This window comes from Saccharomonospora halophila 8 (assembly GCF_000383775.1).
Taxonomy (GTDB): Bacteria; Actinomycetota; Actinomycetes; order Mycobacteriales; family Pseudonocardiaceae; genus Saccharomonospora; species Saccharomonospora halophila.
Genome location: NZ_KB912567.1, coordinates 7,403 through 9,881, shown reverse-complemented (window position 1 = coordinate 9,881; position 2,479 = coordinate 7,403). Strand labels below are relative to the sequence as shown.

Genomic DNA, 2,479 nt, shown 5'->3' with positions numbered 1-2,479 from the left:
GCCCCGGGTGCTGTGCGGGCAGGGCGTGGCCCCGGCGGCGGCGACCCCGGAGCACTTCGCCGGTCTCGGGCTCGATCTGATCCCCGGCAGCGGTCCGCTCGCCGCGACCGTGCCGGGTGCGTGGGACGCCTGGCTGTTGCTGCTGCGCGACCACGGCACCCGGGACCTGCGGGAGGTTCTGAAGTACGCGATCTCGTATGCGTGGAAGGGCGTTCCCGTCGTCTCCCGGATCACCGACACGATCGACGCGGTGGCGGGGCTGTTCACGCACCACTGGCCCGGGTCCGCGGAACTGTGGCTGCCCGGCGGCGAGGCGCCCACCCCCGGGTCGCTGCACCGTAACCGCGCGCTCGCCCGCACCTGGCAGCGGTTGCTCGCCGAGGCCGAGACCCGTCGGGGGCGGGAGGAACAGATCGACGCGGCTCGCCGGGCGTGGTCGCACGGCTTCGTCGCCGAGGCGATCGACGGCTTCGCCCGGCGCGCGTTCCGCGACGACTCCGGCGCCGACCACGCGGGTCTGCTCACCGCCGACGACCTCGCCGGGTGGGAGGCCACCTACGAGGACGCGGTGATCAGTGAGTTCGGGGAGTGGAGCCTGGTCAAGTGCGGGGCGTGGACCCAGGGTCCGGTGCTGGCCCAGCAGCTCCGGCTACTGGAGGGGTTCCGCGACGAGCTGACCTTCCGCGACGGTGTCCCGGACGCGGCCACGGTGCACCTGGCCACCGAGTGCGCGAAGCTCGCCTTCGCCGACCGGGAGGCGTACTACGGCGACACCGCGGTCGACCTGGCCGGGCTGTTGTCCCCCGAGTACGCCGCGCGGCGCCGTGCGCTGGTCGGGCAGGAGGCCGACGACCGGCTGCGGCCGGGTGGTCCGGACCCGCGGCTGCCGGAGATGCTGTCCCGTACCCGGGGTGCGACCGCCGGTGGCGGGGCGGTCGGCGAGCCCACCGTGGACCCGGCCGGGGGAACCCGGGGCGACACGGTGCACCTCGACGTCGTGGACGCCGAGGGCAACATGATCTCCGCGACCCCGTCCGGCGGCTGGTTGCAGTCCTCGCCCACCATCCCGGAGCTCGGGTTCTGCCTCGACTCCCGGGCGCAGATGTTCTGGCTGGAACAGGGGCTGCCGAACTCGCTGGCCCCGCGCAAGCGCCCCCGGATCACCCTGTCACCGTCGATGGCCCTGCATCACGGGGAACCGGCGCTCGCCTTCGGCACCCCCGGCGGTGACCAGCAGGACCAGTGGCAGTTGTGCTTCTGGCTCGCCCACGTGGTCGGCGGGTACAACCTGCAGGAGTCGATCGACGCGCCCGCCTGGCACACCACGGCGTTCCCCAGTTCCTTCCACCCGCGGGCGTGGCACCCCCGGGAACTGGTCGTGGAGTCCCGGCTGGGCGCGGAGACGCTCGCCGAGCTCGCCGAACGCGGGCACGACGTCGTCGACGCGGGGCCGTGGTCGCTCGGCCGGCTCTCGGCGGTCTCCCGGGACCGCGCCACCGGCCTGCTCCGCGCGGCGGCGAATCCGCGCGGAATGCAGGGCTACGCCGTCGGCCGCTGACCCCGCTGCCGGGCTCTCAGAAGTCGGTCGTCGACGGCGGGGCGTGGGCGACCTGTTCGTCGCGGATCTCCACGAACATCTCCCGCACCCGGTCCGGATCATCACCGAACACGTCGAGCACGATCACGCGGTCGTAGAGCGCGTAGGCGGTGCGGTAGAAACTGTTGCCGTCGTCGGGAGAGGCGTAGGCCGGCACACCCTGCAGGGACAACTCGCGTGCGGGCGGGATGCTGCCGTTGACCTGGGTCTTGCCGTACTCCTCGACCATGGACACCGCTTCGGCCTGGTCGCCCACCTCGATGGCGTACAGGCCGATCGTGACCTCCTCGTCCACGATCGTGGTCCGGAGCAGGCCCTTGCCCATGTCGGTGTCCAGCAGCGCCTCGGCGAACGACCCCGGGAGCACCTTGCTGTCCACCACCGTCTCCCGGTCGAACTCGCCGCCGCCGTCGCGGGTCTCCCCCGGCAGGTCGATGAGGGCCGAGGGGTTGTCGGTCGGTGTCTGCTTCGCGGGTGGTGGGCTCGGCAGCGGCGAGCTCGTCGGTGAGGGTGGGGCGCTGGAGATCCGGCTCATCCTCCCGGGCTCCTGGGCGCGGCCCCCCTTATCCGGGTCGTCCCCGGAGACCAGCAGCCACACCAGGAGGCCGACCCCGGCCAGCAGCACCACCGCGAGCGCGGACAGGGCGATCCGCCTGCCCGTGCCCGGCGGTCCGGGCTCGTCGAACGCCCCGGGGCCCTGGGTGGGTGCCCACCCGGAACTGGTCCGTGGTGTCAGCGGCGGGAAGGACTCGCCGCCCCACGGCGGGGCCGGATCCTCCTGAGCGGCGTTCCACGGTCGCTGCTGCGGGCCGGCGAACCCGGCGGGTGGGGAGGCGGGGTGCTGGGCCGGCTGCCCCGGGGTGACCGGCTGTCCCGCCGGTG

Annotated in this window: 2 protein-coding genes; one reads left to right on the top strand and one right to left on the bottom strand. The window is 73.8% G+C overall.

Features of this window, described 5'->3' with window-relative positions; genetic code table 11:
• Positions 1-1,558: gamma-glutamyltransferase family protein (locus SACHA_RS0115965; protein ID WP_083935878.1), on the top strand; the 1,558-nt coding region annotated here is incomplete at its 5' end.
• A gap of 16 nt (positions 1,559-1,574) precedes the next feature.
• Here SACHA_RS0115965 and SACHA_RS22585 read toward each other — a convergent pair.
• Positions 1,575-2,479, bottom strand: a 905-nt coding sequence (locus SACHA_RS22585; protein ID WP_019811347.1) for a hypothetical protein, incomplete at its 5' end; no start/stop codon positions are given.